This window comes from Massilia sp. BSC265 (assembly GCF_000740675.1).
Taxonomy (GTDB): domain Bacteria; phylum Pseudomonadota; class Gammaproteobacteria; order Burkholderiales; family Burkholderiaceae_D; genus Telluria.
Window position 1 is genome coordinate 474,836 of the sequence record NZ_JPXI01000029.1, and the last position, 21,811, is coordinate 496,646.

At 64.5% G+C, this 21,811-nt stretch carries 12 protein-coding genes and 1 pseudogene; 1 reads left to right on the top strand and 12 read right to left on the bottom strand.

Going from position 1 to position 21,811, the window contains the following annotated elements; all coding sequences use genetic code 11:
• Nucleotides 1-19: 19 nt before the first annotated feature.
• The gene (locus tag MA09_RS09275; protein WP_036247540.1) at nt 20-2,278 is read left to right on the top strand and encodes an arginine/lysine/ornithine decarboxylase; all 2,259 of its coding nucleotides are present in this window, start codon (nt 20-22) and stop codon (nt 2,276-2,278) included.
• Here the strand turns inward: MA09_RS09275 and MA09_RS09280 are convergent.
• The 12 genes and pseudogenes from MA09_RS09280 to MA09_RS09335 all read right to left on the bottom strand — a co-directional run bounded on the left by MA09_RS09280 (nt 2,262) and on the right by MA09_RS09335 (nt 21,794).
• Nucleotides 2,262-4,436, bottom strand: a complete 2,175-nt coding sequence (locus MA09_RS09280; RefSeq protein ID WP_373887839.1) for a peptidase domain-containing ABC transporter — start codon at nt 4,434-4,436, stop codon at nt 2,262-2,264. The genes MA09_RS09275 and MA09_RS09280 overlap by 17 nt on opposite strands.
• Before the next feature lie 60 nt (nt 4,437-4,496).
• Complete coding sequence (locus MA09_RS09285; RefSeq protein ID WP_036247125.1) at nt 4,497-5,768, bottom strand: HlyD family secretion protein; 1,272 nt, start codon at nt 5,766-5,768, stop codon at nt 4,497-4,499.
• Between the two features lie 240 nt (nt 5,769-6,008).
• The gene (locus MA09_RS09290) at nt 6,009-7,472 is read right to left on the bottom strand and encodes a DUF1501 domain-containing protein (RefSeq protein ID WP_036247127.1); all 1,464 of its coding nucleotides are present in this window, start codon (nt 7,470-7,472) and stop codon (nt 6,009-6,011) included.
• A gap of 11 nt (nt 7,473-7,483) precedes the next feature.
• The gene (locus MA09_RS09295) at nt 7,484-9,310 is read right to left on the bottom strand and encodes a DUF1800 family protein (protein ID WP_081897509.1); all 1,827 of its coding nucleotides are present in this window, start codon (nt 9,308-9,310) and stop codon (nt 7,484-7,486) included.
• Nucleotides 9,311-10,001: 691 nt separating this feature from the next.
• The gene (locus tag MA09_RS09300) at nt 10,002-10,691 is read right to left on the bottom strand and encodes a cation transporter (protein WP_051933311.1); all 690 of its coding nucleotides are present in this window, start codon (nt 10,689-10,691) and stop codon (nt 10,002-10,004) included.
• 56 nt (nt 10,692-10,747) lie between these two features.
• Nucleotides 10,748-11,314 carry a dCTP deaminase gene (gene dcd / locus MA09_RS09305; protein WP_036247129.1) on the bottom strand — a complete coding sequence of 189 codons (567 nt, stop codon included), beginning with the start codon at nt 11,312-11,314 and terminating at the stop codon, nt 10,748-10,750.
• A 37-nt stretch (nt 11,315-11,351) separates the two neighbouring features.
• Nucleotides 11,352-12,185, bottom strand: a complete 834-nt coding sequence (locus MA09_RS09310) for an alpha/beta fold hydrolase (protein WP_036247131.1) — start codon at nt 12,183-12,185, stop codon at nt 11,352-11,354.
• A gap of 201 nt (nt 12,186-12,386) precedes the next feature.
• Nucleotides 12,387-14,735: pseudogene (locus MA09_RS09315) on the bottom strand (DNA internalization-related competence protein ComEC/Rec2).
• Nucleotides 14,736-14,770: 35 nt separating this feature from the next.
• Nucleotides 14,771-15,079 carry a PAAR domain-containing protein gene (locus MA09_RS09320; RefSeq protein ID WP_036247133.1) on the bottom strand — a complete coding sequence of 103 codons (309 nt, stop codon included), beginning with the start codon at nt 15,077-15,079 and terminating at the stop codon, nt 14,771-14,773.
• 457 nt (nt 15,080-15,536) lie between these two features.
• The gene (locus MA09_RS24540) at nt 15,537-17,135 is read right to left on the bottom strand and encodes a T6SS immunity protein Tli4 family protein (protein ID WP_152594606.1); all 1,599 of its coding nucleotides are present in this window, start codon (nt 17,133-17,135) and stop codon (nt 15,537-15,539) included.
• A gap of 110 nt (nt 17,136-17,245) precedes the next feature.
• Complete coding sequence (locus MA09_RS09330; protein WP_036247137.1) at nt 17,246-18,976, bottom strand: triacylglycerol lipase; 1,731 nt, start codon at nt 18,974-18,976, stop codon at nt 17,246-17,248.
• 16 nt (nt 18,977-18,992) lie between these two features.
• Entirely contained in the window at nt 18,993-21,794 is a 2,802-nt protein-coding gene (locus MA09_RS09335; RefSeq protein WP_051933312.1) for a type VI secretion system Vgr family protein, read from the bottom strand.
• Nucleotides 21,795-21,811 lie beyond the last annotated feature (17 nt).

Consider the following 21,811-nt stretch of genomic DNA (forward strand, 5'->3'; position numbering starts at 1 on the left):
CTTCGCTTTGGAGCTGTCCATGAAATTTCGTTTCCCCATCGTCATCATTGACGAGGACTTCCGTTCCGAGAACACCTCCGGTCTCGGCATTCGCGCACTCGCGGCCGCGATGGAGCAGGAAGGGATGGAGGTGCTCGGCCTGACCAGCTACGGCGACCTGTCCCAGTTCGCCCAGCAGCAGTCGCGCGCATCCGCTTTCGTGCTCTCCATCGACGACGAGGAATTCGGCGGCGGCTCGCAGGAGGAGACGGACTTCGCCCTCACCGGCCTGCGCGCCTTCGTGAAGGAGATCCGCCACAAGAACTCCAACATCCCGATCTACATCTACGGCGAGACCCGCACCAGCCGCCACATCCCGAACGACATCCTGAAGGAGCTGCACGGCTTCATCCACATGTTCGAGGACACCCCGGAATTCGTGGCGCGCCACATCATCCGCGAGGCCAAGGCCTACCTGGACAGCCTGGCGCCGCCCTTCTTCCGCGCCCTGGTCAACTACGCCTATGACGGTTCCTACTCGTGGCACTGCCCGGGCCACTCGGGCGGCGTCGCCTTCCTGAAGAGCCCGATCGGCCAGATGTTCCACCAGTTCTTCGGCGAGAACATGCTGCGCGCCGACGTCTGCAACGCGGTCGAGGAACTCGGCCAGCTGCTCGACCACACCGGCCCGGTGGCCAAGTCCGAGCGCAACGCCGCGCGCATCTACAACGCCGACCACTGCTACTTCGTCACCAACGGCACCTCGACCTCGAACAAGATGGTCTGGCACAGCACGGTGGCGCCGGGCGACATCGTGGTCGTCGACCGCAACTGCCACAAGTCGATCCTGCACTCGATCATCATGTGCGGCGCGATCCCCGTGTTCCTGATGCCGACCCGTAACCACCTCGGCATCATCGGCCCGATCCCGCTCGAAGAGTTCACCCCGGAGTCGATCGCCAGGAAAATCGAAGCAAATCCGTTCGCGCGCGAGGCAGTGAACAAGAAGCCGCGCATCCTGACCATCACCCAGTCGACCTACGACGGCGTGGTGTACAACGTCGAGACCCTGCGCGAGATGCTGGACGGGAAGATCGACACCCTGCACTTCGACGAAGCCTGGCTGCCGCACGCCGCCTTCCACGACTTCTACAAGAACATGCACGCGATCGGCGCGGACCGCCCGCGCGCCAAGCAGTCGATGATCTTCTCGACCCAGTCGACGCACAAGCTTCTCGCAGGTTTGTCGCAGGCCTCGCAGGTGCTGGTGCGCGAATCCGAGACCGTGAAACTCGACCAGGATGCCTTCAACGAGGCCTACCTGATGCACACCTCGACCTCGCCGCAGTACTCGATCATCGCCTCCTGCGACGTCGCCGCGGCCATGATGGAAGCGCCGGGCGGCACCGCCCTGGTGGAAGAGTCGATCCTGGAAGCGCTGGACTTCCGCCGCGCCATGAAGAAGGTCGACGCCGAGTTCGGCGACGACTGGTGGTTCCAGGTCTGGGGTCCGGACGTCGAAGGCGAGGAAGGCATCGGCGAGCAAAAGGACTGGATGATCCGCGCCGAGGACGACTGGCACGGCTTCGGCAAGCTGGCCGAGGGCTTCAACATGCTCGACCCGATCAAGTCGACCATCGTGACCCCGGGCCTGTCCCTGGACGGCAAGTTCGGCGAGACCGGCATCCCGGCCTCGATCGTGACCAAGTACCTGGCCGAGCACGGCGTGATCATCGAGAAGTGCGGCCTGTACTCGTTCTTCATCATGTTCACGATCGGTATCACCAAGGGCCGCTGGAACACCCTGGTGACGGCGCTGCAGCAGTTCAAGGACGACTACGACCGCAACAAGCAGGTGTGGCAGGTGATGCCGCAGTTCGCCAACGCCAATCCGCGCTACGAGAACCGCGGCCTGCGCGACCTGTGCACCGACATCCACAACTTCTACAAGCAGTACGACGTCGCGCGCCTGACCACCGAGATGTACCTGTCGGACATGGTGCCTGCCATGAAGCCGTCGGACGCCTTCGCGAAAATGGCGCACCGCCAGATCGAGCGCGTGGCGATCGACGAGCTGGAAGGCCGCATCACCGCGATCCTGCTGACGCCTTACCCGCCGGGCATTCCGCTCCTGATTCCGGGCGAGCGCTTCAACAAGACCATCGTCGACTACCTGCGCTTCGCACGCGACTTCAACGAGCGCTTCCCGGGCTTCGAGACCGACGTGCACGGGCTGGTCAAGCGTGAAGTGGATGGCAAGCGCGGCTACTTCGTGGATTGCGTCAAGCACGACGAATAGCACCGTCCGGGCGGGCGCGTGGGGGGCGCGCCGCAGGGCTTGTCGGGCTCCCGGCCGGCCAGCCGCCGCCGTTGCGGCGGCGCGCCCAAGGAGACTCGGGAACGAGGACCCGCCCGCCGGACAAGGTGAGCACCCGGTCCGCGCCGGCGATCGTCTCCGGACGATGTGCCACGATGACGCGCGTAACCGGCAAGGCCGCCACCGCAGCGGTGACCTGGTGCTCGCGCGCCACGTCGAGGTGACTGGTCGCTTCGTCAAGAAACAGTATCTGCGGCCGTTTGTACAAGGCCCGCGCGAGCAGCAGGCGCTGTTTTTGCCCACCCGAGAAGGCCGTCCCCATATCCCCTACCAGGGTGTCGTATCCCATTGGCATCTGATCGATCTCGTCCGCGATCGAGGCCATCCTGGCGCATTCGGCGATCCAGCCGAAGTCCGGCTGCGGATCGAAGAAGCTGATGTTGTCGGCAATGGATCCGGCGAACAGGACGTCGTCTTGCAACACGGTTCCGGTCATCTGGCGCACAGCGTCGATCCCTAGCGTCGCGATGTCCCGGCCGCCGATGAGTACCTCGCCGGCGGTCGGCGCCAGAAGGCCGGACAGCAGGCTGATCAAGGTTGTCTTGCCGCAGCCCGAGCTGCCCACGATGGCCACCGCCTCGCCCGCCTCGATCCGGAGATCCACGTTCTCGAGCACATGCGGTTCGCGCTCGGAAAATCGAAAAGCCAGCCCGCGCGCCTCGATCGTGGCCGCCAGCGGCGGGGCCACCGGCGACCTCCTCGGAGACGGCGCCGGACCCGCTTCCGGCTCGGAAAGCACGATATCGGCCAGGCGCTCCGCCTGCAGACCCAGCATCCTGAAGGCGAACAGCTTGTCGATGAAGGCGCCGACCCGGGCATCGAACTGCAGGCGGTATGCGTTGAAGGCGACCAGCATGCCAAGCGTGATCGTGCCGTCGATCGCCAAGCGGGCGCCGAGCCAGATCACGAGGATATGCTCGATACCCAGGAGGACGCCACTGGCGAGCTTGTAGGCGAGCTGCAAGCGCTGGCCGCGCAGCTCGGCGTTGATCTGGTCGGCCATCAATGCCATCCATGCAAGTCGGCGCTGTTCCTGGCGCTGGAACAGCTTGACGGTCTTGATCCCCCGGATCGTCTCCAGAAAGTGCGATTCCTGCTTCGCCGCGTGCACGATCGCTTCCTCCGCCGACGTCATGATCGGCCGGTTGCAGGCCTTGCGCAGCAGGAAACTGAGCGCCATGGCGACGACGCAGATGCCGCTTAGCAGCGGGCTGTACAGGTACATCATGCCCAGGGTCGCGATGGCCATCAGGCCGTCCACGACCCCTTCCAGGAAGGAGGTCGTGAGCGTCTGCTCGATGCGATCGATGGCGCCGAAGCGGGAAACCACGTCCCCCAGATGGCGTTTCTCGAAATACTGCACCGGCAGCCGGAGAAGATGGGCGAACACGCTTTCGCGCCACTGGACGTTGACCACGGTACCAAGGTAAACGATGGCCCATGACCGGGCACTGCTGATCACCTGCTGCAACAGCATCAGCAGGCCGAAGCCCAGCGCCAGCGTGGTCAGCAAGTCCAGGTCGGCGGCGACGACAGCCTCGTCCATTACCCACTGCAGGAACAAGGGGCTGGTCAAGGCAAACACTTCAAGGGCTGCCGCCAGCAGCAGGATCTGGGCCAGCGAGCGCCGCAATCCATGAACTGTGCCGACGAGGTCGCGAATGCTCACCCGCCGCCGTTCCCGCCTGGGTTGGAACTGCGGCTTTGGCCAGAGTTCCAGTGCGATGCCTGTAAACCGTTCGGACACGGTCTTCAGCGAGATCTCGCGCACACCAAGCGCCGGGTCGTGGATGACAACGCTGTGCGCACCCACCGACTTCAGCACCACGAAGTGATTGAAATCCCAGTGCAGGATGCAGGGCAACTTGAGCTGCCGCAGTTCATGCAGGTCGAGGCGCAGCGGACGCGTACCGAGGTGCATTTCGGCAGCGAATTCCATCAGGTCGCCCAACGTGGCCGCGCGCAGCGAAACCGAGTGGCGGCGCCGCAGCGTCGGCAGGTCGATGCGGCGCCCGTGGTAGGCGGCAAGCATCGCAAGACAGGCCGGACCGCACTCGGCCGCCTCGGTCTGCAAGATCATCGGCAGGTTTTTGCCAAATCCGAACGTCAAGCGTTCGTACCATCCTTGGTGCATGCTGCTCTACCTCAATTTTGCCGACAGACCGTACAGCGGCTCGAACACCCATTCATACAGCCGCCGTGTTTCGTGGAAGATCTCCGCATCGACCAGCATGCCAGCCTGCAATGGATGGCTTCTTCCGCCCGCCTCGACCGACTGGCGTGCCAGTGCGACCGTGATCCGATACGCCGGTTCGTCCTGCATGGCTTGGCCGAAGGCGTAGCCGGCCTCGGCCAATTCGCTTCCCCGAAGGCTGAACTGCGAGACGGAAAGCACCTTGCCCCTTCCATGTCCGAATTTCTGATATGGGAACGCCTGAAAACGGACGCGTACCTCGTCGCCCGGGCTGACGAACCCGACCTTCCTGCTCGGGGCGAACAGGTGGACCTGGAGGGGGGCACTCCGGGGCACGATGGTCAGTAGCGGCCTGCTGGAATCGACGGCCTGGCCCGTTTCGGCCAACATGCCCGTGGCAACGCCGTCCTCGGGTGCGCTGACGATGACTTCGCGCCTGGCCTCATTCTCGTTCAACTCCTGGCGCGTGCCCGCGATCTCACGGTCGAGCCGGGCAAGCTGATTCCCATCTCTCAGGGCCAGGCTGGCCAGCGCCCGCTGTCTGGACTCGATGTCCCGCTGCGCGGCCAGCAGTTCGCCTTCGTCCGCCTGCAGCCGGCTGCGCTGGTCGAGCAGGGCCTCTTCTCGTTGAAGCGCCTGCTCCTTCGACACGTAGTGCTGCGCCACCAGTGACTGGTAACGCGCGGCCGCTTCTTCCGCCAGGCGCACCCGCTTCCTCTGGTTGTCCACCCGTTCCCGCATGGTCGCGGCGAAGGCGCGAAGGCCGACCAGTTCGGCCAGCGCGGCGCGGCGCTCCGCCTCCTGCAGCAGGGCGGTCCTGCTCCGCTCTTCCTGCAGGAGCGCATGGCGCCGCCTCACATCCGCGCCGACCGCTGCCACGACCCCACCCCGCACCGGGGACTGGCGCTCGCTGGACAGGGCGTAGAGCGCCTGGCCACGCCTGACCACCTGTCCTTCGGCCACGTACTTACGCACGACCAGTCCCTGCTGCGGGGCGAATACCCTGATGATGCCGGAACTCGGGATCAACTGGCCCGGCACGGTGCTGCGCCTGGTGTAGGTTCCCCACGCGAGAAAGCCGAGCACCAGCGCCATCGCGAGAACCGCAAAAAAGGACAGCAGGCTCATCGAAACGGGCCGGTTGACGACGATATCGCCGAGTAGCCTGGTTTGGCGCGAGGCGTTCGCATCCGGTCGAAACAAAGGGGATGTGGTCATGCACTGGGGTGACTGTAAGGCGGAATTCTTCAGAAAGTGCGCGCATGTGGCGTCCTGCACAGCAGGACCGCCGCAAGGGCGCGTCCGGGACCGCACGCGGTCGCATCGTCCCGGCTCGCGCACCTGCGGAGCGTCGGCGTCGCCACCGGACGGCCGCCCCGCCAGGCCGCTCGGGCCGGAAACCAGACCCCGCCCGAGAAACAGCGGAGAGCGGCTGACCGCGCGGCGCCCCGGCCGGGTTCACTGGCGCATGAAACCGAGGTTGCGGCTGGCGAAGTAGCGAAGATTCGGGAAGACATCGGCGAGCTGGATCGGCGACAGCCCGAACCAGGTCCCGAGCGTTGCGCCGTACTGGTCCACCGAAATGTCCGGCAGCAGCGAGCCGGCGCCCACATCGTGGGCGTGCCCGAGACCGAGCTGCGGAAACATGCCATAGATGTCCCCACCCTTGACTGCGCCACCCACGACGAAGTGGTGCGATCCCCAACCGTGGTCGGTGCCATCGCCGTTGCTGCTGAAAGTGCGGCCGAAATCGGACGCGGTAAAGCTGGTGACGCTGGTACGCAGATCCACGCCGCGCAGATTCGACATCGCAGCGTCAAAATAGGCCACCGCGTGCGCGAGTTTGGCGAGCAGATCCGGCTGCGTCTTGAGCTGGAAGTCGTGGGTGTCGAAGCCGCCCAAGGCGACGAAGAAGACCTGCCTGCGCACACCGAGCGTATCGCGTCCCCCGATCATGCGCGCGACGGTTTGCAGTTGCACGGCCAGGGGATTGACGGCGGCCTGCTTCGTGACCGGGTGGATATAGGGAGGGATGGGTGCCACGCCCGATGCCGGCAACATGGCCGACGCCAGCTGCGAGCGGGTGGAAATGGCGCGCTGCACGACGGCCGCGTGGTCCTTCTGGAAGACGTTCGTACTCTCGTTCGTGATGATGTCGCGCAGCGGATTGAGCGCCGCCGGGAGGCCGTACAGGTCGCCCAGGCCTGCGATGGGCACCGCACCCGCCGCGCTGATGTGATACTGGTGAAGTTGTCGCCCCATCAGGAAGACACTATTGCCGCCAGCGGAGACCGCTGTGAATGCCGGGTTGGCATTGTTGGCCATGAGGAGTTCGCCCATGCGCCCGCCCCAGCCCACGGTCACACCCTCCGGCCCATACGATTGCCAGAGCGACTGTTGGTCGTTGTGTGAAAACAGCTTGGGTGGACGCGGCACGCTCCGGTTGTGAAACTGCTGGAGCGTCATGGGGGCCAGCATCGGTCCCACATTGGCGACAACGGCCGCGTGTCCGGCCTCGAACAATGCCTTGAGCGGCTCCAGCGCCGGATGCAACGCAAACGCGCGGCCCGGCTGCGACGTGGCGGGCGTGATCGGCAAGACGCCGCCCGCCATCCCCGGTGGCGGCAAGGCGAGCGCGCTGCCCGCCACATTGCGCACCGCCAGGTACTGGCTCCAGGAACTGCTGTCCGTCGCCAGGACGGTATTCGCCTGGTCGTTTCCTCCGCTCAGGAAGATGCAGACCAGGGCCTTGTAGTCGGTCGGCGCCGACTGGGCTGCGGCGGAGGCGACCGTGGCGAGATTGAGCGCGAACGGCGCGCCGGCCACCCCCGCAGCCGACAAGGCCGCGGACGCGCGCAGGAACTGGCGCCGCGACGTGCTAAGCGCGGGGGTGACGATGGTTCGATTCAGGTACTTCGACATTGCTGGCGTCCTTATTTTTGCACCACATATTCCGGGGATGCCATCACCAGGAAAATGGCGAGGTGCACCCGGTTCCTGCGCGCGGCCTCCACAAGGGCCTGGTTCGCGGCGGTCGGCGCAGGCAGCGCTATCGCGTTCACCGCGCCGATGACCCTGTTGCGCTGCTCCGGCAACATGCGTTGTCCGGTCAGCAGGCGGTCGAGACGGTCGACCAGTGCGGCGGGCGACCCGGCCAGCGCCAACTCCGTCCGGTAGTCCGGGACGATGTCGCGTCCCGCGCCGGCGCCGTTGGCGATCACCTCGCGCATGGTGTTCAGGTAGCCGACCACCGACGTTTCGGAGACGATCTGCATCTCAGGCGCCACGAGACCAACGCGCGCTGTCGCGCTGTTGCTGGGCACATAGTTGGGGCGGTAAAAGTTGAACACCGATGGCGAGCGCATCGCCGTCTGGCCGATCGACGTCGTCACATCGTCGCTCACCCCGACCAGGAAACGCCCGGATGTCGACTTTGCATGAAAGCTGCGCATCCAGTTCGCGTAGCGCAGCACCGGCTCGCGCACGCGCATGGTGGTATCGCCGCTTTGGCGGGCCACCGGATCCAGCAGAATGGCGCGAATGACTGCTTTCATGTCGCCACGCACTCCCTTGCCGTTGTCCGCGAACGCGCTCGCGACCCGGGCTATGTAGGCGGGGCTGGGATTACTGGTCACCAGGCGCTGGATCAGCAGGCGCGAGAAGAAGGGTGCGGTATTCGGATGCATGAACAAGCGGTCCAATGCCGCCTTGAGATCGGCCTCGCCGCTTGAACCGCCGCGCAAGTGCAGGCCGAGGAAGGATTTTTCCAGGGTCGAATGGAAGGTGGGGTATTGCTGCATCGGCGTGATGTCCCTGTCGGCCCACGCATTCCCCCCGTGGAAGCGTTGATTGCTCTTGTCGGGACCAGCCCAGCTCCAGCCGGTGAATACCCGCGACAGCCCCACGATGTCATCGTTGGTATAGGTCTCGACCGGCTTGCCGTTGACCAGCTTGCGGGTGCCGTCCTGGTTCAGCTCATACAAGCCGATGGTGAACAGCTGCATGACCTCGCGCGCAAAGTTCTGGTCCGGCATGCGCGTTCCGGATTCCTTCTCGTTGCGCAGGCTTCCCAGATACAGGCCCATCATTGGGTGCAGGGTGACGGCCTCGAGCAAATCGCGGAAGTTTCCGAAGGCGTGCGTTCCCAGCATGTCGTAATAACTGGCGACGCCACGCGGATGGTCGACCACGGTTCCGTCAACGAAAGAGACGACAAAGATCTGTGAGAGTCCGAAGGTCACCCGTTGCCGCAGCTGATCGTCGGCAGTGACGGCCTGCTTCCAGAACGATTCGAGGAAATGCCCCTGGTTCAGGACGGTCCCCTGGGGCAACACGTTCCGAAGATTATTAATGTAGGCAACATGCGAAGTCTGCGGCAGCGTGAACTGCCGCTCGACCCAGGCAGCATAGCCGTTCTGGGTTGCATAGTTGATCTCGGCGTCGGTCGCGCCAAACGTGGCTTGGGCTAACAAGCGGGAAGCGCCGACCGTATTTGCACCGGCGGCACTGTTTGCCGACCGGCCCGCCATATGGGCGCTGCCGGCGCCGGCAGCGGAAAGCGAAGCCCCTTGCCCGCTGCCGGCGCTTACCGAGGAAAGTCCTTGCGCCGCAGCGCCTTCCTGCCGGTGATCGTCAGGCGCCCCCTCGCCTCCGCAGGCAGTCAGGCCGCCGAAGAGCAGCAGCAGGCCGAGGTGCCTGGTTACATGAGGGAAGCGGCGGGATGAACGAATTTCCACGCCCACAGCCTGTTGGGTTGTCATATTTTTCTCCTGAACCCGTACCGGATCGTATCGATGTGGCGCGCCTATGCCCCAGGCAGAGCTCACACGGCGCGGCGGCGCCGCCGCGGCATAGGCAGCGCATGCGAACCACATTGTCCGCGGCCAGGCTGGGAGGGGCGAACAAAATTAGCGGACATTAAGCGCGCCGCATGCCGATGGTTCTAAGGCAATGTTGCAAGCGCATTGCATCGGTGGACCGCGGCGCGGGGTCGACCTGCGTTGAAGTGCGGTGGAACCGGTGCTCCATTGCGCCGGCGGCGAGCGCCGGCGCCCGGGGACCCCCTGCCAGGGCGAATGATTAGCCCTCACTAATGATGATTGCTGCGCGCGTGCGAATGGCGGATGCTCCCCGCCGGGAAGTCGCCGCGGCGCCTTCCTCGTCAATGTGTCACATCCAGGAGATCGAAATGCGTGTGTTGATAAAAAAGAAGTAAAGCAGGTAAGCGGCGGCATGTACGAGCGCACCGATAAAGGCGCGGTGGGCGTGCCGTTTCTGGTAAATTTGCAAACCACTGTCAATCGGGTGCTGAAGAAGTGGAACTGGCCTTGACCAACGGCTTCCCGGCGTAGCATCCACGCAGGGATACTGTCTTGCCGGCTTCGCTGCCTGGGCGGGATCATCCGCCCTCGGCGGCGGCCGGCGGCGGCCGCAGGAACAAGGTCTGCGGCCTCACCTCCCCTTTTTCCGCTCCCAGCCAAGCCCGTCGCGTTTCGATACGAATGGCGCTGGCAGCACCGGCGCCGCCGCTTCGCGCAACTCCGCCCGCGCGCGCGCGAACACCGACCGCGCCGCGGACAGGCCGAGCAGGCCCATGACGGTGGCCACCAGCAGGTCCGGCACGCCGCTGCCGCTGTGGAACACCCCGAGCGCCGCCAGCATCACGGCCACGTTGCCGATCGCGTCATTGCGCGTACACAGCCATACGGAATGCATGTTGGCGTCGCCGTCGCGGTAGGCGAACAGCAGCATCCCCACGAAGCAGTTGGCGGCCAGTGCAAGAAAACCGATGAAACCCATGGTCTCCGGCTTGGGCACGGTGCCCGTCTGCCAATGCCACAGGGCCGTGCCGAGCACGAAGACTCCGTAGGCGCCCATGGTCGCTCCTTTCACCAGCGCTGTGCGCGCGCGCCAGACCGGCGCCAGGCCGAGAACGAACAGCGAGATCCCGTAGTTGGCGGCGTCGCCGAGGAAGTCGACGGCATCGGCCAGCAGCGAGACCGAGCCGGCGGCCCAGCCGCCGACGATCTCGACGCCGAACATCAAGGCATTGACCCAGAGCGCGATCCAGAGGACGCGGCGGTAGCGAGAATCGACCGGCGGCTTGTTCGATGAGCAGCCGCCGCTGCAGCAATCAGCCATGATGCGTCAACCCATCAATATGATTCATTTTCGATAGGCTACCACGAAAAAATGAATCAGGTTTTCGGCAGGGTGACGCCGTGCTGACCCTGGTACTTGCCGCCGCGGTCCTTGTAGGAGGTCTCGCAGACTTCATCGCTCTCGAAGAACAGCACCTGGGCGCAGCCCTCGCCGGCGTAGATCTTGGCCGGCAGCGGCGTGGTGTTCGAGAACTCCAGGGTCACGTAGCCTTCCCATTCCGGTTCGAACGGGGTGACGTTGACAATGATGCCGCAGCGCGCATAGGTCGACTTGCCGAGGCAGACGGTCAGCACGTTGCGGGGGATGCGGAAGTACTCGATGGTGCGGGCCAGCGCGAAGGAATTCGGCGGGATGATGCAGACATCGCTCTTCACGTCGACAAACGAATTCGAATCGAAATTCTTGGGGTCGACGATGGTGCTGTTGATGTTGGTGAACACCTTGAACTCGTCCGCACAGCGGATATCGTAGCCGTACGACGAGGTGCCCCACGAAATGACCCGGCGGCCATCCGACTCGCGCACCTGGCGCGGCTCGAAGGGTTCGATCATTCCGGTCTCTTCCGCCATGCGGCGGATCCATTTATCGCTCTTGATAGCCATCGGTGACATTCCAAAAAATCAATCCCGCGATTTTACGCTAAACCGCGGCCGCCGACACGGTTTGGGATGCCGCCGCCGCCGGCTCCAGCAAGCGCTCGATCATTGCGTGCGTCAGGCGCGCCGTTTCCTCCGGTTTCTCGAGCGGATACAGGTGGCCGCCCTCGATCATCACCAGGTTCTTGCCCACCAGCCGGCGCGTGGCGTCCAGCCCGGCCTGGCGCAGCTCCTCCGAGCTGGTACCGGCGATGAAGCCGACCGGCACCGGGTAAGGCTCGCGCAGGACGCTGCCCATGTGGTGCGGCAGCGTGTTGTAGATCATGGTTTCGACCCCGCGGTCGAAGCGCAGCTGCACCCCGTCCGGATGGGGCTTCAGGCCGTGGTCGAGGTAGTCGTCGAGCGCGCCCGGCGCCCAGGCCTGGAACATCGGTTTCGAGATGAAATGCTGGTAGGCCGCCTCCCGGTCCGGCCAGACGTTGCGCCGGCGCTCGGAGAATTTCGCCGGCGAGAAGCGCGAGCCCAGGCCGCGGCGCTTGACCAGTTTCCACAGGAAGGCGCGCCAGCCGGCCACTACCGGCGAGTCGAGCATGACGACGCAGCGCGCCAGCTCGGGCCTCTGCTTGGCCGCCATCATGCTCAGCATGCCGCCGAGCGAATGCCCGACCAGGATCGGCGGCTGCGCATAGCCTTCCAGTTGGTGGATCAGCTCGTCCACCAGTCCGTGCCAGCCGTCGCCCACCGGAAAGCGTGGATCGTGGCCGTACATGTCGTGGGCACGTACCTCGTAGTCCGTACCCAGGGCCTGGAACAGCCGGCCGTAGGTGCCGGCCGGATAACTGTTCCCATGGGAGAAATGCAGCAGCGGTTTGCTCATGAGGCGCTATGGTGTGAATGTCAACGGGCCATTGTAATGAAAGAGCGCGGCGCACGAACGGCGTTTAGAGGGGAATGCCTACACCAGAGCGCACGGTTGGATACCACATAGCAATGTCGACGGCCATGGCCTGGGGCTGCTGCGAACCGCAGAGAAGGCGGGCCGGAGATGAGGCTGGGTCTATCCCGGAAGCCGCGATGCCTAGCGGCCGTGCCAATAACGGCGGCGCTCGGCGCGGAACTCGCCGACGGCCAGCGTTTCGCCGAAACGGAGCGTGACCGCGCCCGATTCGTCGGTACGCAGGCGGCGGATGCCCAGGCTGGCGTAGCGCTCGACCACCTCCTTCTTGGGGTGGCGGTAGCGGTTGCGGTAGCCGACCTGGAAGATGCCGAGCCTGGGCTCGACCGCGGCCAGGAAAGCGGCGGTCGACGAGGTGCCACTGCCGTGGTGCGGAGCCAGCAGCACGTCGGCGCGCAGTCGGCCGGGCGCCCGCTCGAGGAGCTGCGCTTCCTGCGCCGCCTCGATGTCGGCCGCCAGCAGCATCGCCTTGCCGCCGGCGCTCACGCGCAGCACGCAGCTGCGGGCATTCGCCTTCAGCCCCTCCTCTTGGTACGACTGCGGCGCCGGACCAAGGAGCTCGAAGCGCACGCCGTCCCAGGTCCATCCCTGGCCGCTGCTGCAACGGCTGTGACGCCTGGCGGCACGCACCACCGGGTGACCGATGGCAAGCGAGGAATGCAGCTGGGCGACCGGCACGCCCTCGAGCAGCGTGCGGGCCCCGCCGGCGTGATCCAGATCGCTGTGCGAGACCACCAGCGCATCCAGCGCGCCGATGCCGCGGCCGCGCAGGTAAGGCAGGAGGATCCGGCCGGCCGCGTCGGCGCCCGGCGCGTACTGCGGGCCCGCATCGTAGAGGAGACGGTGGCGCTCGGTCTCGACCAGCAGGGCCATGCCCTGGCCGACATCGAAGGCGGTCACCGTGAAGCTGCCCCCGGGCGGCGCCGCCGGCAGCTGCGTCAGCATCGGCGCCCAGGCCGCCATCCCGGCCCAGCGGTGTGGCCAGCCGCGCGGTGCCAGCATCCACGCAGTGCCGGCCAGCGCCAGCACGAAGATCCACGGCTGGGGCACCGGGGCGTTCATCACCGCGAGCGGACTGGCGGCCAGCCAGTGCAATCCGTCCGCCAGCAGTTCGATCGCCACGTGCGCCAGGCCGAGCACCCATCCCGCCAGCGGCGCCGGCAGCAAGGCCCCGAGCAGCGCCAGCGGCGTGACGAACAGGCTGACGACCGGGATGGCGATGGCATTCGCGACCGGACTGGCCAGGGATACCTGCGCAAACAGCAGCATGGTCAGCGGCACCAGGCCGATGGTCACGGCATACTGGGTCTGGACGGCCGCGCCGAGCGTGCGGCGCCATCCGGTGCTGGTCTGCACCCGCCCCAGGTTGGCGTACAGTATCACGGCCACCGCGCCGAACGAGAGCCAGAAGCCGGCACCCAGCACGGCCCAGGGATCGATCAGCACCACGGCTGCCAGCGCGAGGCACAATATGTGCGACAGCGCCACCACCCGGCCGAACCACAGCGCCGCGGCCACCGCCGCCAGCATGAAGAAGGTGCGCTGCGCGGGCACGCCGGAACCGGCAAGCAGCACGTACAGCAAGGCCACCACGGCGCCCGCCAGCGCCGCGGCCTTCTGGGCCGGCAGGCGCAGGGGCAAGGCGGCGCCTTCGACGTAGAAGGAACGGCGCCACAGGCTTGACATGACACATGCCGCCAATGCCGCGATCATCGTGATGTGCAGGCCCGAGATCGATACCAGGTGGCCGATGCCGGTACGGTTGAAGACATCCCATTCGGATTGCGGGATACCGCGCTGGTCGCCGATCACGAGGGCGACAATCACGCCGGCATAGCGCTTGCCCTCGAGCTGCTGCAGGATGTGGCGGCGCAGTGCGGCGCGGGCGCGTTCGACCACATGCCCCACGCGCGGCACGAAGGCGTCGAGGCGCATATTGCGCGGTCCCGCAGGGCGGACGTAGCCGGTGGCGCGCACGCCCTGCTCGAGCAGCCAGGCCTCGTAGTCGAATCCGTAGGGGTTGGCGTTCCCGTGGGGGCGCTGCAGGCGGACGACCAGCTGCCAGCGCTCGCCGGGTGCGACCTGGCTGTCCGCGCCCGCAGCCTGGCCCTACCATGAGATGGCGATCCGGCTCGGTACCGTGGCCTCCGGCGTCAGGACGCGCTCGACGCGCAGGTTGAAGCGCGCGCCGCCGTCGAATTCGTGCGGCAGACTGTCGACCGTGCCGACAACGGTGACGTCCCTGCCCTCCTGTTCGCGTGGCAGCGCTTCGGCAAGGGCGATGTGGGCGAGCCAGGCCGACCATGCGGCGCCGAGGATGGCGGCGGCGAGCAGGGTCGCGGCGTACTTGCGCAGTGCGAACAGGAGCAGCGCCACGGCAAGCGCACAGGCCAGGTAAGCGGGGGACAGAAGTTCGGCGCGTGTCTGGAGCCAGCATACCCCGGCGAGGAAGGCGAGGATCGCGCAACGCATGGCCGGGCGGCGGGCTGGGTTTCGGCTTGGCCGCGCTAGGCTGTAGGGCTATCGGCAACCAGCTGGAAGTCGTGGAACTGGTCGGCGACAAGCTCGGGCGGCGGATTGCAGCCGCAGATGCACAGGTCGTCGCTCAGCGCGCACGCCTTCCCTTCGGACTGGTCCGGCAGACGCGGCATGAGGCACTGGATGACGCCCTGCTCACCGCACTCGGGGCAGTCGACCGGATCGCCTTCGCGGGCGAGCGGCATGCCGTCGAGGATGGCGAAGGTGCTGGAAGCCCTGACGGTGCCGCCTGCGGTGGTGGTGGCGCCGGCGCGGATGTAGAAACGTTTGTGGGGCATTTCCGCTCTCCTTCACCTGCTGTGGAAAGCTGGAATGTAGCTGAGCTGGGTTGATTTGCTTTGCGGAAGCTCAGCCTGGTCGCGAGGTCCCAATGCTTTGCCAAACCAGCGATCAGCATTCCTGCCACTGCAATCGCACCCCCTGCCCGAGCTAGAGGCCTCATATCAACTCACCTAGTGCATACCTGCTGGCGATGAGCGTGCCGGCAGCTTTGGCCGGACCTGACGAAGATGTTATGCCTGTTGATCGAGGGACGGCAGATCACGCGCTCCCGGAGCATCGCCATCCGCTTGGCGCGGGGCGTCTGCGAGTCGCATCAGGCGCCATGCACTGCGGTGCTGGATGCCTGCGGTGCGGAAGACGAATGACCGAAAACTGCGGGGTGCTGAATGAGCATACTAGGGAGTATGCAAAGATCAGGCGGTATCTGACTGCCGCTGCATTCAGATAGAGTTCCTACGTGTCGGCAACTCCTGATGCACTATTTGCTAACGCATGCTCAGGCGCCTGAGCGAGCCGAACGAGGCGCCATCCCGCGCGGCGTTGAATAAATTTTGGAGCGTTATCCGAGTGCCCGAATACGCTGGAAGGAACTGCGAATGTCGCTGGCGGCAACAAGCTACCCTGAGCAAACCAGCGCGTCCCATCGAGAGCATGGGAATCCTCACAGCGCCACCACCCGCTCGCCGGACAAGGAAAGCCGGTCGTGACAAAGCTTCCGGCCAAAACATCCTGCCCATGCGCCTGGTGGAACTCAGCCATCGACGAAGCGCCGTTGCCAGAACCGACTATTGGTTTCGCTAACGGGATGGCATTCGGGACGCGCTTCCGAGCACGTTTGTCCACGAGCTGCCAGGACGTGGGTACTGTTGACTCAAAACTTGGCTGCAGGCCCCTCAGCCGTTCCCACAGGGTTGGCCGAGAAAGCAACAATGCCTGCGGCATGCGCTCCCCCTGTTTGACGTACTGTCGCCGCCCTCCCATTACCCCGATATCCCTGCCTCCCTCAGTACATTCCCACCAGCCGCTCGCGGGGCACTTGTCTCCAGCGAGCGCTTGGCTTCCTATTGCTATTGACGATGAGTCAGACATCGGCACTGCCGCTGTTTCCAGGGGTCGGACGCGAAGACTCGATAGCACGGTATCCCACAAGCACGTCGCCGCATTTTCCGACAATGAGGAAGGCACCGGACCATGCTCACTGTATCCGGTGTCCATCTTGAATACGATATGCGGGATATACACATTGTCAACCGTGCCATTTACTTCCCACCAAAAGCTATAGACGACTGCATCATCATTTTCGACAAAACGTTCAACCAGTTCTTCGCCCTCGACTCCGCCGACGGTGCGCTTGTCCGCACGTAATCTGGACACACGCGTCCTTTCATCGGTAGTCATCCTCGAATCCGATTCCGTTCCCCTTTCAAGGAGTCCTTGCCGATCGGGTTCCGTACCAGCAGCCAACATTACCCTAAATAGAATATCCGGGCGGTTCGGAAGCCATGCTGCCATCATGATCTCTTCGCCTTGGTCAGCACTCAGCGGATCCCGAATATAGGCGCGATTGATGCAAAAGCCGGGTTCAGTCGGGATGCGATTGTCCGGATTTGGAACTAACTGCGTAATCAGTCTCGTTAGATTCGTCACTTGTTCGGGGTCATAGCTGGGCGCCGAGAAATCGATACTCACTCCGTTAGCGCGTACCAGTGCTTCGACTGAAACGCTTTCATATCGGTAGCGCTCCATAGTCAACCCGTCGGAAGACTGGCCCTCGGTGATATCCCGTCCATGGACGAAAACATGGCCCTTGACGCCATGATCGTTGCCTACCTCCCTGATCAATTCGAGGTTCTTCTGATTGCCTGGTCTATTGGGCACTGCTTCCAACTGACTTTTACGCGACACGACACGTCTTTCGAAATCCTCCTCCGATTCATCGAAGACGCTAATATCAAAGCCGTCAACGCGAGGCCGTTGGAATTCGTATTGTGCTTCTGCGGGCAAGTCGACCAGGAATCTGCCGACGCAAACAGTTTTCATCTTCTCGGTCATATGCGCCACCCTGTGCTTGTCCTGTTCGGCGCCCGTGTCCCAGGTTCTCGCCAACCCCGCGATAACAACCCCGGCTAGCACCACGGCCAGCCCGGTCCGAAACAGGCGCCTCACGACATCTCCTGGACAATCTTCGCAATCAGTCGAAGCGTCAACATTAGTATGTCGCTATTGTTATACGAACTCTGGTGATCGAATCCTTCTGCTGCAAACAGTTGTTTGACCTTGCCCGCGGGGCCTGCACCGGACTGATATGGCACAGTGCCATCCCCACGTGTGTCCTGCAAGTCAGGCTCGAACCTCAGCTCCGTCCTACCCTCGACTACGACACGGCGGCTTTTGTCATAGCTACGGTCCAGCATTTGTGCGGTAGAAATGTTTGAAGTAGTCAGAGCTGTCGGGGAGTTGCCCCATTGGCGCGCGACCCAACGGACCTGTCCGAACGACAACTTGTTACGATCATCGCCGTAAAACACATACGTGTTCGGGTGATAGTAGTCGCCAAGAGAACGATGGAAGTTTTCCGCTATGTCAATGGCGTCGGTAATCGCCTTCAACACACCCTTCTTGTGCTTCTTCGCGGGATCGGCCAAATGTGGATCGATGAGTCGATACCAGCGACGCATATCACGATACAAATCGTAGGGATTCGGCGCGATTGAACTGGGCAACTTCAAGTAGTCCGTCGGCGCCTCTTCCATCGGTTTGATCGCCCCTTTTCTTTCATGGTCCGCTGGATTCGCCTGACCGCGTACCTTCACGACGCGAACATGAAGCCAAGGCCCCGGATACAGATGATTCGGGAGCAATTCGAGCGCACCAGGAGATGTCGCAAGCACAGGCGTGGTTTTCTCGGGCGAGTCGCCAAGAATCTTAGCGATGACGTACCCGGTGACGTTGTCTTTCACACCATTGCTAGGACTAAATGCTTCAGTTCCACACGCAATCCGCCGATACGCAACCGGTGCACCATACGCAGGCATTGCACCGTGGATTACTCCCGCAATCTTCCCAGGTATCCGCTTGGCACACGCTCTTGCGACCAGACCACCCATCGAGTGGGTGACAACGATGACCTTTTCGCAAGTTCTATTTAATTCACGCCAGGAGTCGATGATGTTGGTGATCCGTTTCTCCAGCAGCTTCGCCGACGTATCGCAATCATCCAGCCAGTTGTATCCGAAGCAGTACACTGGATAATAGTTTTTTGCATATCTTTCCAAGTGCGCTTCGGTCAGCGGCGTCATTTCACGAACGCCCCACTTGCGGGGGTCATATCCCATGACCCGCTTCCAGTGTGGCTTGACGCACCGACGATGCGTCTTATCGTCCGTCTCAAAGGTTTGATTTAGCTGGCTCTGCAGTGAAGACACAAGGAGACCATAAGATCCAGCATGTACCTCACCCCAACCACGCGAGCGCAACTCGGCCTCTGTAACGACATATCCGTCGTTGGTATCAGGCACAATTACGGGACCGCGGTCGTCCACCTCCAATGTGTGCCGATCAAACCATTTCTGACGATCTCGCGGCGATAATTTGTCCCAAACCTTCGCATCGCGCATTGCCGACGCGGCGTCATTGGGCGGACGCCAAGCAACGGCAGCTGGCGTTAGTTTCTCGTTTCGCTCATCGTTCACCGTTCCTATGCGCGGCTTCATTTTTGCGCGCAAGTTGGTACCCATGATTCCGGGCACAACGATGACTGGAACGATCGTATTTGGCGGCACAAGCCCAAGCCCACGGATCGTATAGTCCGCCGAAGACATATATGAATCCACTTCCCAGCCGCCGTGCGGCAAAGGGACGAGCGAAGGCAACGGCCTGGTCGGTTCACGCATGACGGTTCCCGACAGCTTAAATAGTCGACGGAAGAAGCTCGAATCGCACCGGCCCCAGCATATCGCTCTGCACCAGCGCCGTACGTCCTTCCTCGTCGCTGGTGCCCTGGATGGTCCTGCCATCGCTGAGGTGGGCAATGTAATTTTGGAATGGGATTGGTGCCCGCGTTTGGAGATGGCGCAGGACAAGTCTTTCGTTTGTCCTCAACGATGACTTGGCGAACTCGGGCTTGCTAGGATCGCCGCCACCCGGCCCGCCCCGACTGAGGCTGCTCGCCTTGATGGTGTGTTCGCCGGCACTTTCTTGGGTGATCGCTCCCTTGGTCCATTCCGTCTGCGCGCCCTGCGAGATGATCCGGACCACCGGTGCTTCGATATGGATGGCTTCCGCCGAGATCAGGCTGATCTTGCCCGAGGACTTGACCTCGACCTTCCCCTGGTGGGCCTCGAGCAGGATATTGCCCTTCCCCGCCACCAGCTTGACACCCAGCGCCTGGGCAAACGCGCTGATACCGCGCGCGGCACGCAGGAAGATGTTCTTCCCCGCAGAAGTCCGCGCATCTCCCCCGCTCACGACGTCGAGCTGGGTTTCGGACCCAAGCGCGACATTGTCCTGGCTGGCGAGCACGATGCCCGCCGGCGCCGTCACGGCCACGATCGGCTCTGCGGCCTTGTCGCCCGGGGCGACGTTGGATCCCTGGTCCCAGCGGCGCAGCTTTTGCGACAGCTCGGCCAGGCGCTGCCCGCTCGGTTCGTCCTCCGTGTGCTGCTCCGCCAGCTTGGCCACCTCGTCCGCGATACTCTGCATTAATTCGGCGAGACCGAGCAGGCCGGCACGCGCGAGTTGCTCGCCCCCGGCCGCCGGCGACGCCTCCGCGCTCAGGAGCACGCCTTCCTTGCCGCGGATGGCCACGCTGTGGTCGCTGCGCAGCTCGGCGCCTTCGCCGCGCGGCGCCGCCGTGCCGTTCGCCTTCGGCTGCGTCAGCCAGCCGAGGTTCAGTTGGGATGCCCCATGGTCGCTGGCCAGCTGGGCGCTGATCTCGCCGCGGGTGTCGTCGAAGCGCAGCTGGTTGCCACGCCCGCCGCCGATCTCGCGCGTCCGGGTGCCCGACAGGTAGCGGTTCCCGGGCAGCCCGCCGGCCGCGCTGAGGGCCGGCGGCTCGCCGCGCTGGTTGAACACCTGCGCCAGGACGACCGGCCGGTCCGGGTCGCCGCCGAGGAAAGCCACCAGCACTTCGCTGCCGACCCGCGGCAGCGACAGCGTGCCGCACTGCTGGCTGGCGCCGGGGCCGTTGCCGGCCCAGTTCGACGCCACGCGCACCCACGCCGAGTCGGCAGGCGTGTCCGAGGCGCCGGCGCCGTGCGCATGCTTGTGGTCGGTCGTACGCATGCCCGGGAAGCGGATCTTCACCCGCCCCAGTGCGTCGCAATGCACTTCCTCGCCCGGCGGGCCGGTGACGATCGCGCTCTGGAGCTGCGGATGCGGCAGGTCGATGCCCGGGTCGAAAGCCGGCACCAGCGGCACGCCGCGCCGCACGCAATCGAAGCGCATCCGCACCCGCACGCCGTCGCCGGCCACCGGGTGTTCGTTTGGCGCCAGCATCGCTGCCTCCGGGATGTAGGGCCCCATCAGGCGGCGCACCCGGGCCGACAGGTCGGCCGGCAGGTTGTTCTCGGCTTCGAGCCAGACAGCCGTCACGACGAAATCGCGCTCGGCCTCCGGATGGGCATCGATCTCGGGATGGCCCGCGAGGGTGAAGTATTCGCCGGCGCACAGGTCGCGCACGCTGCCTTCGCCGTGGAAGCACTTGGTGTCGAATTCGTGCCGGTTCATGCGCACCTGGCCGAGCCGCCAGTGGTCTTCGACGTCATTGCCGGCGTGCGGGATCTCGACCAGGTAGTCGTCCAGCGTGGCCGCCAGCGCGTTGCCGCTGCGGCCCTGGTCGGCCATGCCGCGCGCGGTGGTGGTCATGAACTGGGTGCCCGAAGGGTTGCGGTAGTCCCAGCTGTGGCGTGTGATGCTGCCCGGCTGCAGGCGCCGTGCGGCGCACCAGGAGACCACGGTATCGCGCTCCTCGGTGGCATCAATGCGATGGTAGCGCACGCTGCCGGCCGCGCTGCGCGGCAGCGAAGCGGGGTCGGAGAACAGCACCAGCGTGTGGACCGGCGTGTCGTCGGCCTCCTGGTCGGCGCTGCCTGCGCGGGCGCGGCCGGGTCGGAAGGTCCAGGCGATGCCGCGGCGCTTGAGCAGGCGGCGGACAAAGGCGGCGTCGGATTCGTTGTACTGCATGGTCTGTTCGCGCGGCGGGTACAGGCGCATGTCGAACAGCGGATCCAGCTCGTAGTCGAAGGCGCTGGCCATGATGCTGTTGGAGTGACGCCATTCGTCGAACAGGACCTGCACGATCTCGAGTTCGTTCTGGTAGCGGAACACGCGGCTGTTGACGCGCTTTTCCATGACGGCCAGAGCGTCGCGCAGCACCAGCTGGTAGACGGCCAGGCTGCCGTCGTGGTCGCCGGCGCGCGCTTCGGCGACGATGCCGCAGATGCTGCGCAGCTGGCCGCGGTCGGTGACCAGCTGCAGTTCGGCGGGCAGTGCGATGAGTTCCTTGAGCGGGAGGCGCGGCGTGTCGGCCACGCAGGTGACGACGTACTCGAAGCCGCCGCACACCGATTCGTGGCCCTGCACGCGCTGCGGCAGCAGCAGCTCGTCGGCCAGGTGGTCGGCATGGCCCAGGCGCAGCCGGATCGGCCGGTGGGCGGTGGTCAGCGACTTCTCGTGCCGTAGCATCCGCAGGAATTCGCTCGCGCTATCCAAATCACTCTCCCGTATGG